Source organism: Natrinema sp. SYSU A 869 (assembly GCF_019879105.1).
Lineage (GTDB): Archaea > Halobacteriota > Halobacteria > Halobacteriales > Natrialbaceae > Natrinema.
In genome coordinates this window covers 390,043-408,177 of record NZ_CP082248.1, presented here as the reverse complement: position 1 = coordinate 408,177, position 18,135 = coordinate 390,043, and the positions used below count along the sequence as shown (strand labels likewise).

Here is an 18,135-nt window from a genome sequence, read left to right as displayed (position 1 = left end):
ATATTATTACGTCGGATGCCGGTAAATGACGTGGTATGCAATCCCTTGTAGTGGACGCTGAGTGGGACCCCCGGGCAGAGTACGACGTTTCGGACGCCGAGCGCGAATCGAAGAAGGCGATGAACGCCTCCCAAGTGTGGCGAAACCCCGAACTCCGGGTGGCCGAACGGGAACGGCCGACGCCGGACGACGACGAAGTACTCGTCCGTGTACAGTATGCGGGCATCTGCGGGAGCGACGTCTCGATGCTCGAGACGGACGACGACGGCTATGTCCACTATTCGGCGTACCTCCGTCTTCCGAACGTGACCGGACACGAGTTCGCGGGCGAGATCGTCGAGACGGGCGACGACGCGCAACTGTTCGAGGCGGGCGATCTCGTCACTGCAGAGGTCACCGACTACTGCGGGCGCTGTAACATGTGTCGACAGGGGTTCAACGGCCACTGCGAGAACTTCGAACAGATCGGCTTCACCATCCCCGGTGCGTTCGCGGAGTATGTCGCTGTACCCGAAAAACTGTGCTGGGATGTCTCGGCTCTTCGGGAGACGTACGAGACGGACGACGAGGCGCTTCGAGCCGCCGCGACGATCGAACCGAGTACTATCACGTACCACGGGCTATTCGCTCGAGCCGAGGGGATCTTGCCCGGGGACTACCACGTCTACCACGGCGCGGGACCGATCGGGCTGACCGGGATGAGCGTCTCGCAGGCCGCCGGTGCGGGCGAGGTGATCGCGTTCGAGCCCTCGGACGAGCGCCGCGAGATCGCTCGCGAACTCGGGTTCGAACACGTCTACAACCCGATCGAAGACGATCCGGTCGAGACGATCGCGTCGATCACGGACGGTGAGGGTGTCGACGTCCACGTCGAGACCGCCGGTGCAGTCGCACAGACCTACCCCGCTATCGAGGACACGCTCGCGGAAACCGCAAACGTGGTCCACATCAGCAACGCTGGCTCCGATCCCGGGATCGCGCTGCGGAAGTATCAGGGCAACAGTGCCCAGCTCTACGGATCGGAAGGACACACCGGCCAGCAAGTCTACCCGCGAGTGATTAGACTGATGGCCGCCAGACAGCTCGACAACCGACCGATAATCACGTCCACGTTCGACCTCTCGAACGCCGACGACGCGATCCGGCAGGCGTCCGAGCGCGTCGACGGGAAGGTCCTCATCGAGATGTAGACACCGTACGGCCGCTGTCGGCCGGTTGATCGACGACCCCGTTTCCGATGACAGATCGTCGGGCCGATTCGATCGATGTAACCGTCTGTCGGTGCCACACCGGCGATAACGCGAATCGGCATTCGTCACCAAACCCCACCATTTATTATCCAGCCCGGTAGTGAATCGTGTATGGGCGTAGGATATACGACCATCATGTACGACCCAGCGGAGGTACTGTCCGAGGGCCTCGGTGACTTCGCCGCCTGTCGATACGACGGCGTCGAGATCGGTCTCGGCAAAGTCGACTACATCGGCGTCGATTCCCTGCAGGAATCCCTCGAAGAAAACGGTCTCGACATCTACTGTGTCATGGCCGGGTGGCTCAACAACGAGGAAGACGTCGAGGCGGCGGTTGACGGGGCCGCGATCGCGGCCGAACTCGACGCTCGTTTCCTCGGGATCCTGCCGCCACCGCGAGGCCAGGAGACCGACGAGACGTTCGACGCGTGGCTCGACCGCATCTGTACGGCCGCCGACGAGGCTGGCGTCACGCCCGTAATTCACCATCACGGGGCATCTCACATCGAGAGCCCCGAGGAGATCGAGGAGTGGCTCAAGCGAGCGCCCGACAACCTCGAGCTGTTGTACGACACGGCACACTACCAGCCCTACGGCGATGTCATCGACGGCATCCATCGGTTCGCAGACGATATCGCGTACGTCCACCTCAAGGATATCGATCCGACCGTGGACTTCCAGAGTCACGTCGATACCCTCTCCGCGGGGAACGTCCAGTACGATAGCCTCTTCGTGTTCCTCACGTCGTTTGTCGACCTCGGCGCGGGCGTCATCGACTTCGAAGCCGTCAACGAGGCGCTCGACGAGATCGGCTACGACGGCCAGATCACGATCGAGATCGAGAACGAACGCAACGACAGGCTCGTCCACGCGAAGCGGAACGTCGACCACTGGAACGACGCGATCGACGCGTAAGGTCGAGTGGATAGCCGCGCGGAGCGACCTACCGTCACTAACAGTGACCGGAGGACCTTCAGGTAGAACAAGTACGGCTAGAATCGAATCGTTACGTTAGAGACTCTTATCGAGGACCTGTTCTTATTATATCTCTATGAGTACCTTCCCGTCGACCCGTTTTGCTGCCTGTTCGAGGGCCTTGTCAGCATTCGATAGCGAATACGTCGACGTGATAATTGACGTATTGTCGAGTCGTCCGGCGCTCATTAGACGGATGACTCGAGGGTAAATCTGTTGTCCGGTGTGTCCCTCCGTGCCGTAGAGTTGTGCACTGCTGCCCTGATACTTCCTGGTCGCGAGATTGGGCGCACGGCTGGCATTGCTGACGTGGACGACGTTAGCCTCCTCGGCCAGCGTCTCCTGAATAACTGGATAGGTTTCATTAACAGCACCTGCAGTTTCGAGGTGGACATCTGCACCACGACCATCGGTGACTTTGTCGATGACCTCGACGGGATCTCGCTCCGTTGGGTCGTATACGTGGTCGAATCCGAGGTCGGCCGCGATCGACCGTCGTTCAGGCGACGGATCGAACCCGATAACCTTGCCTGCACCCGCCGCTCGTGAGAGATTCATGCCGGTGAGACCGATCGGCCCTGTCCCATGGTAGACGTGGTGATCGCCGGGTAAGACGCCCTCAGAGCGGACGAAATACCGTGGTAGGTGATGGTGCTGGGTTCAATAGTGGCTGCTGCTCGCAGCAGTTCATCTTCGTCCTCGTAGGCGTTCGCGAGTGACTCAACGCTCCAGACGATTTTCTCTGGGACGGTGACGTACTCTGCGAACGCGCCGCTCATAGTGAAGCCGACCTGTTCGAAGTTCTCACAGTGGCCGTGGAAGCCACGCCGACACTGCTGACATCGGCCACAGTAGTCGACAACCTCTGAGGTCACTCGCTCGCCCGGTTCGAAGAGGGTTGCGTCATCACCGGTCTCGACGATCCGGCCCGAGAACTCGTGGCCGGTTACGTTTGGGAATTGTGTGTACGCCGAATAGTGCATGTACCCTTCTTCGTCGGTCTGAACCATAGAGCAGTCACTGCCACAGATACCTGCATAGGCGACCTCGATAAGCACCTCGTCGTCTCCAGGTTCCGGCCGGGGTCTGTCTTCGACGTTCATCTCGGGATGTTGCCAGACCTGTGCACTATTGTGTGCTTTACGTGTTTCCCGCTCGCTATCCGTAAGGTCGTACTCGGAGCGCGGATTCCACTCCGCATCAAGCATTAACGCTTTCATTGTCTATCTATCCCAGACATCGTCAGAGGCGGTTATAAAAGTATGGGAAACGTCCCCGTGGACTCAACTCAACGGGTGATAGCTGTTGTCTCAGCGGTCAGTGATCGTCCGAAGGTGGTCGATGGTTTTTGCGTGGACGTGCGGGTCTCTCGTCTGGTTCTCTACCTCGATAGATACCATATCATATGCGTTGGTAAGCTATTTGTGGGATGCTGACTAACTCATTGCTGAGATGAAGATCGGAGTCATCGGTGTCGGCGCTATCGCACAGATTATGCACGTTCCGTACCTCGCGGAACTGCCGAAGGCGGATATCCACGCAATCGCGGACCCCGGCGAGAACGTGGTCGAGACGTTCGGCGATCGATACAACGTCTCTCATCGGTACACGGAAAGTACGGCGCTGATCGAAGATCAGGCCGACACGCTCGACGGCGTAGTCATTACGACGCCGATGCACACCCACGCGGAGGTTGCCGTCGCCGCCCTCGAGGCGGATCTGCACACGTTCGTCGAGAAACCGGTCGCCGTGACGCCCGACGACGCCCAGCAGGTGATCGATGCGGCCGCGGAGACGGATGCGGTCTGCATGGTCGGCTATATGAAGCGCTTCGATCCCGGCTTCCAGAAGTTCCGGGCCGAAGTGAACGAGCTATCGGAGATCGATCTCGTCACGAGCACCGTCATTCCGCCGGACGTCGGAGCGGTCATCGAGGAGAACTACGACATCGTCTACGCAGACCTCGACGATGCGTTCATCGAAGAGAGCAACTCGAAACGCCGCCAGCAGGTCGAGGCAGCCGTCGGAACCGACGACGAGATGCTCACGAAAGCCTACGAGTATCACCTCGAGAGCATCTGCCACGACATCAACGCGCTCCGGTCCGCGTTCGGATCGGTCGAACGGATCGACCACGTCGACGTGTTCAAGGGCTGGAAGTACGTCACCGCCCAACTCCGGTACGAGGGAGACCGCCGGTGTATCCTCGAGTCCGGCGCGACCGATCGGAAGTGGTACGACGAGCGCATTCACGCCGACGCCCCCGAGGGATCGGCGTCGATCGAGTTCTCGAACGCATTCATCAAGAACACCCCGTCGGACGTCCGCACCAAACTCGGCATGGACGAGACGACGGAGACGCAGTACACCCCGTCGTCGGACGAGCCGTTCAAACGCGAGCTCCGACACTTCCTCGAGTGTATGGAGGGGGAAGCCGAGCCCCGGACACCGCCGGAAGAGTCGAAGCGAGACGTCGAACTCATCGCCGATCTCATCCGAACGTACGACAAGGAGGGCGAGGCGAGTAGCGTCAGCCGATAGTCGTGAACTGCCCTGTCCGGCCGAACCGCGGTACACCCGTCGAGACCGCTGTCACGACGCCTCGAGACAGCGAGCCGGTCACGCTCGCGAAAGAGACTCGGTAGCCGCCTCTTCCCGAATCGGTTTTTCGAAGCCGTCGGAGAGGCCACGCTATCATCGACTGCAATCGCGACGAGCCGGACGGACGAACCTGACCGAGTCGCCCGGCAAACGAAACCAACCGAAAGAATCTATCGTCTTATGGCGATACTGTCGGGGCTCGATCACTCCCACTCCATCCAATCGGGATCCTCACAGCGGAGCCGTCGATCGATGGCGTCGATCCGTTCGATATCCTCGTCGTCCAGCTCGAGTCTGAGCGCTCCGTGATTGCTCCGGATGTGTTCGGACGACTTCGATCGAGGAATCGGAACGACGCCGTCTTTCGACAGGAGCCAGGCCAGACTGACCACGGCCTCGTTCACGTCGTGTTTGTCTGCGACGGCCGAGATTTCAGGGGTATCGAACACTTCGCCCTGCGCAATCGGGGAGTAGGCGATGAAGTACGCGTCGCGATCTCGAACGGCCGCGCGGAGGTCGTCCTGTGGCAGGAACGGGTGCATCTCGGCCTGGACCGCATACGGCGATTGCTCGAGGAGATCGTCGGCGAGCTCCAGATCGGTGGGCGTATAGTTGCTTACGCCGACGCGCTCGACCTGTCCCGCATCGACGAGGTCGTTGAAGACGGGGAGCACGGTCTCGATGTCGTCCTGGCCGCGGGGCCAGTGGTGGTATAGCAGATCGATCGTCTCGATCCCGAGCCGAGAGAGGCTCTCCTCGACGCCGTTTCGAACATACTCTGGCGTCTTCTCCGGCTCCTCGAAATGGGCGATCTTCGTGGCGACGAACAGGTCATCGCGATCGACATCGGCACGAGCGATGGCCTCGCCGACCTCTTCTTCGTTGCCGTACAGACGGGCGGTATCGAGGTGGCGGTACCCCGACTCAATCGCCGTCACGAGGGCGTCGATCCCGTCCTCGTCGGTGAGACTGTACGTTCCGAATCCGAGCCTGTATGCGTCTTGATCGAGCATACCCGAAATGACTGCCGAGGGAGCCTTATACCTTCCCGTATCAAATAACGTCCTGAATCAATCGTCGACCGTTTTTGGACTCCCAGTACTGGGACCCGGCGTCGATACTCGCTCCTGCTAAACTACCGACCGGTCGTCACACCGCCCTGAAGCGGGGAAAGTGGTGTTTGCAAGGCGGAAACGATGCCTGTGACTCGTCTCGAGTTCCTTGAACGAATCCGATCTCCCACTTGCACCCGTCTGAGACGCAATAGCGCTGTGAGCCCAGTCGCCCGATTGGGCCGTTCAAAGCCCATGTTTGATCACTCCAAACAACCGGGTGAAGTAAGTAACACTGACTGTCGATCGACCGTGGAATAGTTGCTGCTGAACGAAACAGACCAATACCTCTCACAGTATTTTACAGATATATGCGTGTAATGTAGTGCAGTGTTTGCCCCGGAGACGAATGATCGTCGTCTCTGACACTGCCTTTCCGTTTGGAAGACGCAAACCAATGGACGATCAGCATCGCGACTCCCTTTCGTGAGCGGGTTCGGTCGCCTTGTCCTGCCGGCGGGACTCGCTCTCGGAAGCGACTGCTCTCAGGTATCGCTCCACGCTCACCCGAGGGAAATTATCGTGATACCGATGATTGCCAGGGCGGTCGCAGCGAGACGGGCTCGGAGGTGAGATTCCTCAAGGAAAATCGCTCCCAGAATTACGGCGACGATCGCTTGCCTGTTGACAATGGGAGAGACGATACTCGCCGGTAGCCGCTGGAAGGCGAGCAAGACGACGTGGTTCCCGGACGCGATGACGAGTGCCGTGACGAGGAAGACGGGCAGATCACGCGCCCAGTCCTCCGGCCAGTGAGATCGGGTCGCCAGCGGTCCCATCAACGCGGCGACGCCGAGAAACATCAGCGGAACGTACGTCGTCGGTGCGATGGCCAGCTCCTAATCAGCACGCGTTTGCCCACGTCGACGACCGCGAACATCGCAGCTGACAGCAGCGCTAGTTGGGCCGGCCGTGACCGAGCGGCCCGTTTGAGTGGGGCAAAGAGCGTCGTTCCCTACCAATTGGCGACGTAGATCGCAACCGTTGCGACGACTACGCCCCCAATCTGGAGTACGGAGAGTTGTTGTCTCAGCAGCCCTACTTCTAGGGGCAGGACGAACACAGGTATTATTTTGCTAATCGACAAGACGTACGAGACTTCGCCGATCCGAATCGCACGGAACAGGAGCACCATCGCGAGTGTCGTCAACGCCGTTACTACGAAAATCGACCTAAGGACCTCGGCTCGATTCGACACGGGAAGAAAGAGCGTGTCGCTGGCGACAACCACTGGGAGATAGAGGACTACCGAGAGTGCGTACGTGATCGATAAGAAAACCGGCGACGAATAGTCGGCGAACCATCGCTTCATTACGAATAAAGACGTTCCGCAAAGCAACGCAGCTAGACCGGCGAACGCGATCCCGATGTTTACAACACTGTCCAACCCAGCCGAATGCAAGAGGACTTCGTTTTCGTTCGTGGAGCAATTAGGGGACCGCGCCACTTCGAACCGAGTGGACGCCTGCGTCGGCGTTCCGGAACTGGAAGTCGACACTGATATAGTGCATCTGAACGTTACTGATGGCTTGGATTTTATCTGCGGGGGCACTGTCTAGTCAACGATTCTGCACCTCCTCAACAGGCGTGCGGTTGTTGAGCGCCTGGTTTGGTCGCTGGAAATTATAGTAGTAGACGAAGGCGGCGAGCCAGCGCTGCGCGCTGGCTCTGCCGCCCATCCACGTCTGGTGAAATCGGTCGATCCGCATCGCAAGCGTCTGGAACCACTTTTCGATCAAGTTCCGGTCGACGTAGTCGAGGTGACCGCGTAGATCGCACCGCGCGAGCGCGGTCAAATAGCCCATCCCGTCCACGAGAAACGTCGTCTCCGAGAAGTCGTGTTTCTCGGCCAGCTGGCCGAGAAACTCGGCGGCTGGGTCCGTTCCTCGCCGTTCTAAGACGACCGCACCGAGCAGTAGCTTCGTCTCGACGTCGATTGCGGCGTACAGCCAGTGCTGCTCGGTGCCGATTTTCACTGCGGTTTCATCGACCGCGACCCGCGACGGCTCTGCCGTCGGCGGGTCTGGGACGGTTTCCGCAGTGCGGTGAACCCACTGCCACACCGCCTGATGTGACCGGATCACGCCGAACTGCTCCAGCGCGACGGCTGTTTCACGAAGCGAAATTCCCGTCGAGTGAAGCCGCACCGCGAGCGCCCTCAGAGCGCTCGCGGTGCTCTCGTCGTCCCAACACGCAAGCGGATTCGGCTCCAGAGAGACGGTGAACAGTTCTTGAGCGGCCATGGCATCCGTCTCTAAGAACTGTCCGCTCTTTGGCTAGACAGTGCCGCCGTGCAAGATATATCATCTCTATTTAGCAACCAGTTTCTGATTGAGATATGGTAGATCGGGGCCAACCGCGTTACATCGTTCACCTGTCCTTACCGCGGAGGGTGGAATCCTATCATCTTCTAAGGACTTCAACCGAGCAGGATAGACGTGATGCCAGTAGACGACACTTGTATCCACTTGAGCACTACATAGTCTCGTTGCTTACTCGAGATGTCCCGTGTTGCACGGTTGTTTGTGAAGTATGCTAAACCACTCCCCTCGAAAAGCCAATAGAAGTCGCGTTCTAACCGGATACTGTTAGAACATCCTTCTAATTATACTCAAGGACAGAGGTATTGATAGACACCTGGTGGACTAATTGATTCGAGTGCTGTCCAGACTGCTGATCGGATTTCGGCACAACTGCCGAAGTAGCGGTTTGCTAAGGCGAGTTTGAGTCGTCGCCAGTATTCTTCGGTTGGGTTCAGATCCGGCGACCCAGTCGGGAAATAGACCAGTTCGATCGGTTCATCGGCGGCAAAGTCCTTCACCGCCCCAGCGGTGAAGTACGTCGCCTGGTCCAACAGTACGACCAGCTTTTCGCCGAACTCCGCTTGGAGATGCTCCAGAAAGCGGATCGTCACCTCACCGGTGAACGATCCGCCACACTCCAGCACCGACGTCTCCCCGTACTCAGTGACTGCTCCCAGCAGGTTCACTCCCTCGCGAGAGGCCGACACGCCCACGGTCGGCCTCTCGCCAACCGGATACCATGCCGCGTAGAGATCTGCTCCAACCGCTTTCCGCGTCTGGTCGATCGTGACGACCGTGGTGTCCTCGTCACGGCGGCCTACTTTTTTCGACCGTCTCTTCGAACTCCTCACGTTCGCCTTCATCGGCAGAGGCCAGCTCCGGCCGGGGTCTCTTCGGCGAGACCCCGGCCTTGTGCATGAGTCGGCGAGTGTGACGGCGGGAGAAGGCGATGTCGAACACCTCAATGAGGTAGTGCTGGGCGAGAGCTGTACTCCACGCTGGATCGTCGTATCCAACTTCTTCAGGGGGATCATGGAGTACAGCAGTGAACTCCTCGGACTGTTTGTCGCTGAGCTCGGAAGGACGTCCAGGACGAGATTTATCGTAGAGCGCGGCGTCGAAGCCGCGCTCTTCAAAGCGATTCAACCAGTTGTAGACAGTCTGACGGTCCCATCCGTATTTGTCTTCAATATCGGCCGGAGAGAGTCCTTCGAGATACTCGCGAGCAGCGGTGAGACGTTTGATCGGCTTCGGATCTGTCTCGTCCGCGAGTTGCTCGCGGACTCGACGTTTCGTGAGGTCGGGAATCTTGTTCCCTTCCTTGGCCATATCGGCGACTATTTCGCTGGCGTATCAAAACTTCCGGCCTACAGTATACTACCACATCAGAGACCGCATCAAGCGCTCGACGGAAAGACACCAGCTGAGGAAGTACAGAACTAGATAGTGCCAGGACTTCGACCTTGCAAAACCGTGAGGATCACTCGTCTTCTCCATCGGTTCCTCAAGCACGGATCGTCTTCGACCAGCAGAGTGTCAGTCTTTGCGCTGTGACTCCTCGTTGGATTCCGACCTAGGCGGGGATTCCGACCTAGGCGATCTTTTCACCTTCGTAGAACTTTCGAATATCGGTACGAGTTTCCGAAATTCAACGCTTATAGTGACGATAGAGAGCATCGCGATCACGACGAACGGAAGTCCCGAAAGAATCGCTAATGATCGCAGTGCTGGAATTCCTCCTCCAACGACGAGTAGCGACGCAAGAATGCCCATCAGTGTTCCCCAGATGATGCGGTTGAGACTAGACGGGGATTCTTTCCCACCGGTCGTTAACATCCCAAGTGCAAGTGTCGAGGAATCTGCGGACGTGAGAAAGAACGTGATAATAAGAATCGGGAACAGGCTTCCCAACAGCAGTCCTAGGGGCAGTGCATTAAATAACGGAAATCCGGAGACGGCGACACCGTGTGCTGAAATCTCTTCAAGCAGGTTGACACGGCCAGAGCTTTGGAGCCAGATAGCTGTAGCACCCATTGTATAAAACCAGGGAGCGTCCCCGCTGTTGCCCCGAAGATGGTTGCGGCAGCCACTTCTCGTACGGTTCGTCCGCGAGAGATACGCGCGACGAACAGGCCGCCGAACGGCGCCCATGAGAACACCCACGCCCAGTAGAACACAGTCCAGGAGCCGACCCATCCATCGTTCTCTCCCATTCCGGTGTACAGACTCATCTCGAAGAAGTCATCGAGATATCCTCCTGTCGCTTGTACTCCCAAATTTATTATAAAGTTAGTCGGTCCTACGAGAAACGTGAGCACTCCCAGAATTGAAAATAGAATGACATTAAACAGTGATAATCGTCGAATCCCCCGTTCAACACCCAAGACTGCCGAGAGCGTAAAAGAGACTGTTAACCCGGAAATGAGTAGGATCGTTTCTGTATTTCCAAATGTTATTCCGGTGGTGTATTGAATGCCGGTTAGGAGTTGGTTCCCGACGAACCCCAGTGTCGTCGTGATACCACCGATAGTGACGAGCACCGCAAGGATATCCAGTAGTTTTCCCCAGACGTTGTCGAGCCCGTCAATGCCGACGAAGGGCACGAGAAGCGTCGAGATCCGCAACGGCGCCTCGTGCCTGTACGAGAAGAACGCGATCGGAACCCCGATTATAGTATAGGGTATTAGATAGTAAATTCCCCAATGAAAGAGCGTGTATTGGACCGCTCCTATCGCCGCTGCAGGCATCTGCGACTCCGCATCGATCATCGGCGGGACGGTGTCGTAGTGAAACAGCGCCTCCGCTGGACCCCAGAACACGATGCCCGCCGCGATGCCTGCTGAGAACATCATCGCGAAGAATCCAAAGAGTGTAAACTCCGGGTCCTCTGCTGGCTTTCCCAGCGTAATGTCTCCCCATCTCCCGAACAGCAGGAAGAGGACAAACAGTAGCATGAGAAACATAGTAACGACGTAGACCCACGTGTAGTTAGATCTAATATGATCTGTAATAGCGAGAATCGCTCTTACCGACAATTGAGGATACGTGAGAAAAGTCACTATGGCTGTGAGAGATAGGACAACCCCCGCGATAAAAACTGTCGTGTCGAGCTCGTCGACGAATCTCGATACGCTCGATTTCCCGTGCTTGATGCTATCTTTTGGCCTCATATTCAACCTATTTGTGACAATTATCGTATATCTAGAGCTAGATGGTACAAGTATTAGATGGTTTGAGTAGAGGGCTCTAGCGAGGTGCGGTTAGAGGAGGGTCTGAATTCCAAGCGTCGCGAACAACGTCAGTGATCTTGGAACCCGTGTTGCTCTCACGGATAGAGATCTTGGAACTCGTATTGCTCTCACGGATAGAGATCTTCCCCCGCTCGTCGACAGTTATTCGATGGTCCGAGTGGACGAATTCCAGGGAAACAGAGGAGGGTTCGTCTCGCTCGCTAGCATAGTCACCGAATATATTGAGGACTTTTGGATCAATACTCTCGTAGAGCGGAGTGATCTCCGTAGGTCGAGTATTTTTGATTGCGGCGAGAGCCTTGGCGAGCATGACTGTGAGAGAGTGATCGGCCTCGAAGTCGTAATGACAGGTAAATTCTCCCGACGATTCTTCGAGTGCGCTACTCTCGCTGGACGGGCGGATGAAAGAGGGGGACGAGGAACTGGTCTCGTCTCGGCTCAGGACTATTTTTCCCATATTATCGACGTTTATCCGGTACCCCTCGTGGGAGAAGGCAAGGCTCACCGTCGGTGATCCATTGCTCTCGTCTGCACACTTTGAGAATGAATTAAGCAGTTTCGGTTCGATACTGCCGTATATCGGATCGATATCAATCGGGGAGCGGTTTTCGGCGCTCGCTATCGCATTGACGACCGATACCAACAGCTCTTCTTCACTATCAAAATCGTGATGGGATATGTTAAACTGCGACAGAAAGTGTTTTTTAACTCTCTCAGATTCATCATTTCATAGATCGGAGAACGTCTGAGGTGAAAATACTTTTGTATACTTCCTAATACCTTACTCTTGTTGATTTATATCCTAGTCGGAATCAAATGTCAAAGGGCACTGCTAGATTGGGGCTGAACTGAACAGAGTCCTTCGAGATTAGTAGGATGCTCTTCGAAGAACTCCAGGTTGAGCTAGCGGGTTCTTGGGACGCACCGTTTTTGGACAGTGACCGAATGCGCACGCCAGCCTGGCTTAGTACGTGAGAGAAGTTTTGGGGCTGGAGGGAGATAATCAGTACTTCACAAAGCCGCTTAGTTAGAACGTCTGCTTGCTGTGAATGTGCCTAGCAAACAGCAGCAAGCAGACAGTGAAATCCACGAGGACCAGCTCCTTAACTTTCTCGTCAACGTTCTCACCGGCGCGTTTACTCTTGACCTCAGTGAGAACGCTGAAATCGACCCAGAGGACATTTTCGAGGTCCTCGTCGGCGCGACCGCCGACGGGACCTCGATCTCCTCACTCTGTAAGGAGAGCAAAGACGCTCCCTCTGCCAATGACGTCCTCTACCACCTCCGCTCCAAGTTTGACCTCGAAACTGTCGAATCTACGGGGAACACGCTTCTCCAGCAGGATATCCTTGAAACACTCCCCCAGCAGGTGGAGGTCGTCGCTGACCTCCACCTGCGACCCTACTATGGTGACAAAGACGAGACTGACGGCCTCTACTACAGTGAGGCCAAAGCAGGAACAACTGCGTTCCATGCTTACGCCACACTCTACGCCCGCGTGAACAACAAGCGCTACACCTTGGCGGTGCGCCGTCTCACCGACGGCGACACCGCCAGCGATGTCCTCACAGAGTTTCTAGGACTGCTCAACAACTTCGATTTCGACGTTAAAGCGGTATATCTCGATAGCGGCTTCTACGACGGCAAGTGTCTCACATTGCTCCAAGCACACAATTTCGCGTACATCGTTCCAGTGATCAAGTGGGGCAGCAAGATCAAGAACGAACTCAACACCGGTTGGAGTCGTGAGATCACTCACGATCTCACGACGTCCTACGGCGAGTACGTGGACCGTCGAGTTTCCAGTGATGATCGACTGTACCTACAAGAACGGTCGATACGGTGAGCACGGGGTGGCGCGTCACGGCTACGCCGTCGACGCGCCGTTTGTCGATGAACCTCGACAGGCTCGATCCCATTACAGCAAACGGTTCGGGATCGAAGCGAGCTACCGTCTCTCCGAGTCAACAATCATCTCGACGACGACGCAAGATCCCACAAGACGGCTGTTATTCGTCGTACTCAGTCTCCTGATTCAGAACGTCTGGCGGTACTTGCACTGGGAGTATGTGGCGACGCCCCGCCGAGGCGGGCGTCGCCTCTGGTGGTGGCCTTTCGAAGAGTTCGTCGACATGGTGACACGGGCAGCGTGGACGGCCCTTGCGGTGCGTCGGGCCGTCCCCGCGAATCGGCCACCGGACGACCGGTTCCACCGGTAACTAGTGACCGATCTTACCCTGGCGATCAGTGGCAACGCTGTCGCGTCGGCGGCGTTCAGCCGCCGACTGCGACGACTTCCCATCTCTCGTTGTGGAGTAGATCTTCAGAGTGCGAATCCGAGCTCTGGTTCGCTAGTAACTCACGCTCCAGCGTCAGTTTGCTGAGGATGCTTTGTGAGGTACTGAGGTTGACATCCACCTCCACCTGAAGGGGGAGAAATTCCGAGTCAAGCGAATCGAAAATCCGCGTCCCTCCAACTCTTCGATTTCCTCAGCGTTTGCAGTCTACTCCCTGTTCCGACGGTTATATTCCACAGAAGGGGTTGTGAATATAAACACTAGCTGTGCCAACAAGCCGTACTCTGCTCCCCCAATAACTTCACACCACCAGTATCGAGAGTTGATCGAGAGCATCATCGATAGCCGTGGTAACTCATCTAACAAGTCAAAGATCCGGTTTCTGAGGAGTTGCACAGCGAAACAGCCGTCGAGATGTCTACCAGTCGGACTAACGAAGTATTTCACCTCCCGACAACCGAGCGCAGATATATCGAACTTGTTCAGGGCATTGTCTAATTCTGCACCTCCTCGATTGGTGTCTTTCCATCGAGAGCGTGATGCGGTCTCTGCTGGTTGTAATAATGCATGAACTGTTCAATTCATTCGCAGACGATTGCCCGACTTCCCACCCATGAATTATGGAAGTGGTCGAGTCGCATTTTGAGTGTATGAAACCACTTCTCGATCAGTTTTGGTCGGTATAGTTGACCCGACCGCTCAGTCCTAATCGAGAAAGGGCAGTCCGTTAGCCAAATTGATCGACGAGAAACATAGTATCCGAGAGATTATGTCTCTCGCAGAGCTTATGCAAAAATGCAGCCGCCGGATCAGTACCATGCCGGCCAAACAACACGACATCAAGGATTAACGTTGTCACGGTGTCTATTGCAGCGTACAATCAAGACCACTTCGTTAACCTTGAATAGCGGTCTCGTCGATAGCGACCCGCGACGGCTTCGCCGTCCTCAGAATAAAGCGTTCTAATGGGCCGCACGAGAGCGTCGCTCTCGTGGACGTCAGCAGGTCGTACAAATTATCATATACTCTATGTATCGACTTCCAACCGCCCCATGCGAGCGTTTAACACCTGATTCAGCGAGAATCGCTGCTATCTCCCTGAGTGAACAACCGGTCTGATGGAGGTGGACGGTGAACGCCCTGACGGTCGCCGTCCGCTCGTTCTTCCACGGTTCTTCTAAATCCGCCGCATAGCTCTCGCGGAGCAGGTCTGCGAACATTTAGTCCAATTCACTCAACAACCTGCTCACTTCTCAAGCTGACTCAACTAAACAGTGTTGAGGATCGGATCTCATAGTGTGCTCTGAGAGAAAAGTATTCAGATGAGGCCAACGAGTTTCGGGAGCCAGAGAGTGAGACTCGGCAGTACTGCTACCAGCAGGAGGATAATTAGGAGCGGAATGTAAAATGGCACCATACTCCGCATAATGCGCTCTAACCCGACATCGGTGACTTTCTCCAAGATAAATAGGATAATCCCGAACGGCGGTGTAAGGAGCCCAATCATGAGCGTAAGAATCATCACGATGCCGAAGTGGATGGGGTCGATGCCGGCGACGTTGATTACGGGCAGGAAGACAGGCGTCAAGATTGTGATTGCCGCGATTGTCTCCATCATGAGCCCAACGATAAGCAACACACCGACAATCATCAGGAGCAGCACAGTAGGGTCACCCGTTACTCCGACCACTGCTTCGGCCAGTGCGTCCGGTAACTGGGCACGACGGATGAGGAAGCCGTACAGCGTCGCAGATGCGACGATGAACGTCAACGCAGCCGTCGTGACGACGCCTTCGTACGTCGTCTCGATGAAGTCTCCGTTTTCAACGCCGCCATAGAAGACATACCCGACAAAGAGGGTGTAGAACAGTGCCACGGCGCCGGCTTCGGTCGCGGTAAAGAAGCCTCCGAGCAGCCCGCCGATTATCAGGACAGGAGTGCCCAGCGCCGGGGCAGCCGCCTTGAAACTCCGCCATATATCGGGGAGCGACCACCACGTTCCGCGCTCGTAGCCGTGTGAGTAAGCGTAGTACGTACAGAGCAACAGGAGCGTCGCTCCCATGATGAGACCAGGTACGATGCCAGCGATGAACAAGACCCCAATCGAAACTTGAGCGAGAACCCCGTACATGATGAGTGGGACGCTCGGAGGGATGATCGGCCCAATGATTGCGGACGAACCAGTCACGGCAGCGCTGTACCCTTTCTCGTATCCCGCATCCTGCATAGCTTCGTACTCGATAGCGCCGAGTCCCGCTGCGTCTGCGGCGGCGGTCCCGGTCATCCCCGAAAACAGAAGACTGGCGAGAATATTGACATGGGCAATACCGCCGCGGATCGGGCCGATCATCTCCTCAGCGAAGTCGAAGATGATATTGGTAAGGCCAAAGCTGTTCATGTAGAGGCCGGTTAGCAGAAAGAGCGGGATTGCAAGCAGCACGAACGAATCTGCCCCGCTAACGAGAGTTTGGGCGACAAGTTCCGGGCTGTACGAAACCATCGGCGTCAGCATGAGGATAAGACTCGTTAGCCCGAGGGCGAACGCAACGGGGATCCCGATAAGGTAGAGTACGAGCAGCACTATGATGAACAGCGCTATCAGGACCAAGTCCATGTTAGACCACCTCATGCATCTGTGGAACGTTTTTCGCACTATCTGGACAACACAAATGTGCACCGGTCGTGGACGTTGACTGACTTGTTGATGGCTGCAAACTCTTGTATTTCATCTTTCACCTTCCGAAGGTACTGGGACTTCATCGCCGACGAGAGTGGAAACGAGATCACGAAGTATGTACGCGAGCATCAATGCGCTGCCGACGAGCACAGCGATGTACAGCCACTCATTGGTTAGCAGAGGGTATGTTGGCAGAGCACCGAACGTTCGACCCGCCGTAAGGTGGTACATCGCAACGGCACCGACCAGTAAGACGACGAGAAACACACCAATAAGGAGTGACTGCACAATGACGAGTGCTCTTGCGGCCCACGGAGGCAGGTGTTTTATCAGTAGATTGACCGTCACGTGCTCTCGGTCGCGGCTCGCAATTGCAGCTCCAACGAACGTAAGGAAAATCAATAATAGCCGTGACAGGCTTGAGGTCCACGGCAGATACATACCGAATAGCGGCCCGAGAACCCACCGTGCAAGCATCTGTAATCCGATAACAGCAATCATGACGGCGAAGATACCGAGCGTAATCGCTGTCAGAAGTCTATTAGCTTGGCTCGCCTCAAATCGGGATGTGTCAAGCATAGTCCTACGCTATTAAATATCCCTGACCTCTTCTAAGGAGGGGTCCCACTGATTTTCGAATAGTTCTTCGAGAATCGGTTCGGCGGCCGAAAGCCAGGCGTCCCGGTCGGGTTCGACGATCTCCATGCCTTCGTCTTCTAATTCGTCGAGCGCTTTTGACTCACTCTGCTCAATGTCTGCACTCAGCTCTTCAATAGAACCGGTCAGAGTCTCTTCGACAAGTTGCTGATCGTCATCGCTCATCGACGACCAAGCGTCTTCGCTGAATGTGAACCAGCCGGTCGATGCCTGGTGAGAGGTCTTTGTGATGTGGCTCTGAACCTCGTAAATCGAGTATGAGTTGATCGTCTCGGCCGGGTTCTCTTGGGCGCCGACGACGCCTTGCTGAAGAGAACTGTATAGCTCGTCGAAGGCTACGGTCGTCGGAGCCGCTCCGATTCCTTTCCATACCTCAAGCCACGGATCCACTTCGGGAATCCGGATATTGGAACCCTCAATGTCACTCGGCGTCTGGAACCCTTGATTACCGGTTGTGTGACGGAACCCGCGGTAGATCGGCGGACCAACAATTCGCTGGTTTGCTTCCGACTTGAGATTTTCTCGTGCCTCATCAAGATAGTCGCTAGTGTACGCTCGCCGCTGCTGTTCCCAGCTGTCGAAGACAAATGGGGACTCCACCCAGTAACGGGACGGAGCCTGTTGGAGGACCCACGTGGCACCGATGAGCGTTCCCTCGATCGCACCAATCGATGTCTGTTCCATTACCTCTCGCTCGCCGCCGAATCCTTCGTCGATCGTGATGTTGACGCGACTGTCAGTCTCCTCACGAACCAAGTCGGCCCACTCGGCCGCCATCTCGTTGATGACGTGTCCGCTCTGATAAACACTACCGAGGAGCAGGGATTGTCCGTCGCTGTCGAGGCTGGTGCAACCTGCAAGACTGCTGACCGCCCCGGTTCCGCCAAGAAGACCCAGATTCTTAATGAAACTACGTCTATTCGTCAGACCATCCCGTTTGCTTGTATCTAGCATTCCACTTGGGTGTGTTGTATCCCAGTATAAATAATTATCTCTATTTGTAGTGACTGCC

16 protein-coding genes and 2 pseudogenes are annotated in these 18,135 nt (G+C 56.2%); 4 read left to right on the top strand and 14 right to left on the bottom strand.

What is annotated here, in order from left to right; all coding sequences use genetic code 11:
- The first annotated feature begins 35 nt into the window (after positions 1-35).
- A complete protein-coding gene (gene iolM / locus K6I40_RS05775) occupies positions 36-1,190 on the top strand; it encodes a scyllo-inosose 3-dehydrogenase (RefSeq protein ID WP_222914815.1) in 1,155 nt (384 codons plus the stop codon).
- Between the two features lie 171 nt (positions 1,191-1,361).
- Positions 1,362-2,165, top strand: coding sequence for a sugar phosphate isomerase/epimerase (locus K6I40_RS05770; RefSeq protein ID WP_222914813.1), 804 nt, complete (start codon positions 1,362-1,364; stop codon positions 2,163-2,165).
- Between the two features lie 126 nt (positions 2,166-2,291).
- On the opposite strand, the gene K6I40_RS28080 is transcribed toward K6I40_RS05770, so the two are convergent.
- Entirely contained in the window at positions 2,292-2,783 is a 492-nt protein-coding gene (locus K6I40_RS28080) for a zinc-binding dehydrogenase (protein WP_255681675.1), read from the bottom strand.
- Complete coding sequence (locus tag K6I40_RS28075; protein WP_255681674.1) at positions 2,780-3,445, bottom strand: alcohol dehydrogenase catalytic domain-containing protein; 666 nt, start codon at positions 3,443-3,445, stop codon at positions 2,780-2,782. The genes K6I40_RS28080 and K6I40_RS28075 overlap by 4 nt, the downstream gene beginning before the upstream one ends.
- A gap of 232 nt (positions 3,446-3,677) precedes the next feature.
- On the opposite strand from K6I40_RS28075, the gene K6I40_RS05760 reads away from it, so the two are divergent.
- Positions 3,678-4,766: a Gfo/Idh/MocA family oxidoreductase gene (locus tag K6I40_RS05760; RefSeq protein WP_222914812.1), complete on the top strand. Its 1,089-nt coding sequence runs from the start codon at positions 3,678-3,680 to the stop codon at positions 4,764-4,766.
- A gap of 263 nt (positions 4,767-5,029) precedes the next feature.
- Here K6I40_RS05760 and K6I40_RS05755 read toward each other — a convergent pair whose 3' ends face one another.
- From K6I40_RS05755 to K6I40_RS05730, 8 genes are all read right to left on the bottom strand, one after another.
- A complete protein-coding gene (locus tag K6I40_RS05755) occupies positions 5,030-5,839 on the bottom strand; it encodes an aldo/keto reductase (protein WP_222914811.1) in 810 nt (269 codons plus the stop codon).
- Between the two features lie 602 nt (positions 5,840-6,441).
- Positions 6,442-6,741, bottom strand: a complete 300-nt coding sequence (locus K6I40_RS28070; RefSeq protein ID WP_255681673.1) for an EamA family transporter — start codon at positions 6,739-6,741, stop codon at positions 6,442-6,444.
- A gap of 152 nt (positions 6,742-6,893) precedes the next feature.
- The gene (locus K6I40_RS28065; protein WP_255681672.1) at positions 6,894-7,250 is read right to left on the bottom strand and encodes an EamA family transporter; all 357 of its coding nucleotides are present in this window, start codon (positions 7,248-7,250) and stop codon (positions 6,894-6,896) included.
- A gap of 247 nt (positions 7,251-7,497) precedes the next feature.
- Entirely contained in the window at positions 7,498-8,181 is a 684-nt protein-coding gene (locus K6I40_RS05745) for an IS6 family transposase (RefSeq protein ID WP_222914809.1), read from the bottom strand.
- 368 nt (positions 8,182-8,549) lie between these two features.
- Positions 8,550-9,570 (bottom strand): IS630 family transposase gene (locus tag K6I40_RS05740; RefSeq protein WP_222914806.1). Its coding sequence is split into 2 segments (ribosomal slippage): positions 8,550-9,068 and positions 9,070-9,570, totalling 1,020 coding nucleotides; the frame shifts between segments, so codons are not numbered across the junction.
- Between the two features lie 207 nt (positions 9,571-9,777).
- Positions 9,778-10,275 (bottom strand): BCCT family transporter, encoded by a 498-nt coding sequence (locus K6I40_RS28060; RefSeq protein WP_255681671.1) that lies wholly within the window; start codon positions 10,273-10,275, stop codon positions 9,778-9,780.
- Complete coding sequence (locus K6I40_RS05735) at positions 10,161-11,411, bottom strand: BCCT family transporter (protein WP_255681670.1); 1,251 nt, start codon at positions 11,409-11,411, stop codon at positions 10,161-10,163. Before K6I40_RS05735 ends, K6I40_RS28060 begins: the two co-directional genes overlap by 115 nt.
- Positions 11,412-11,487: 76 nt before the next feature.
- Complete coding sequence (locus tag K6I40_RS05730) at positions 11,488-12,135, bottom strand: HalOD1 output domain-containing protein (RefSeq protein WP_222914804.1); 648 nt, start codon at positions 12,133-12,135, stop codon at positions 11,488-11,490.
- A 408-nt stretch (positions 12,136-12,543) separates the two neighbouring features.
- Here K6I40_RS05730 and K6I40_RS05725 point away from each other — a divergent pair.
- A pseudogene (locus K6I40_RS05725) lies at positions 12,544-13,711 on the top strand (ISH3 family transposase).
- Between the two features lie 572 nt (positions 13,712-14,283).
- On the opposite strand, the pseudogene K6I40_RS05720 reads toward K6I40_RS05725, so the two are convergent.
- The 4 genes and pseudogenes from K6I40_RS05720 to K6I40_RS05705 all read right to left on the bottom strand — a co-directional run bounded on the left by K6I40_RS05720 (position 14,284) and on the right by K6I40_RS05705 (position 18,077).
- A pseudogene (locus tag K6I40_RS05720) lies at positions 14,284-15,009 on the bottom strand (DDE-type integrase/transposase/recombinase).
- A gap of 98 nt (positions 15,010-15,107) precedes the next feature.
- Positions 15,108-16,403 carry a TRAP transporter large permease gene (locus tag K6I40_RS05715; protein WP_222914802.1) on the bottom strand — a complete coding sequence of 432 codons (1,296 nt, stop codon included), beginning with the start codon at positions 16,401-16,403 and terminating at the stop codon, positions 15,108-15,110.
- A gap of 111 nt (positions 16,404-16,514) precedes the next feature.
- Positions 16,515-17,045, bottom strand: a complete 531-nt coding sequence (locus tag K6I40_RS05710) for a TRAP transporter small permease subunit (protein WP_222914800.1) — start codon at positions 17,043-17,045, stop codon at positions 16,515-16,517.
- A gap of 12 nt (positions 17,046-17,057) precedes the next feature.
- Complete coding sequence (locus tag K6I40_RS05705; RefSeq protein WP_255681669.1) at positions 17,058-18,077, bottom strand: TRAP transporter substrate-binding protein; 1,020 nt, start codon at positions 18,075-18,077, stop codon at positions 17,058-17,060.
- Positions 18,078-18,135 lie beyond the last annotated feature (58 nt).